Raw genomic sequence first — 279 nt, 5'->3', positions numbered from 1 at the left:
GGTAGGTGGAGGATTGTCGATCCCGTATCGCGCCGGGGAAGCCATCGTCGACACCGATCACTATTTCCAGCTTTGGAATCAGGCCAGATTACAGATAGAGGCCCATCTGGGTCATCGCATCAGCATGGAAATTGAACCTGGCCGCTTCCTGGTCGCGCAATCTGGCTTACTGATCGCGGAATTACGCGCACAAAAACAGGTAGGCAATAATTTCTTTGCACTGGTGGATGCCGGTTTCAACGATTTGGCGCGTCCGGCCATGTATGGCAGCTATCATCA

1 pseudogene is annotated in these 279 nt (G+C 53.0%); it reads left to right on the top strand.

Annotated features, from left to right (window positions below):
• Positions 1–279, top strand: a pseudogene (locus tag KDM89_RS22130) (diaminopimelate decarboxylase); the annotation flags it as partial.

Origin of the sequence: Cognatundibacterium luofuense, assembly GCF_018139685.1 — a bacterium.
Lineage (GTDB): Bacteria > Pseudomonadota > Gammaproteobacteria > Burkholderiales > Burkholderiaceae_D > Undibacterium > Undibacterium luofuense.
The sequence above is the reverse complement of the archived record's forward strand: the minus strand, read 5'-3'. Positions and strand labels throughout refer to the sequence as shown.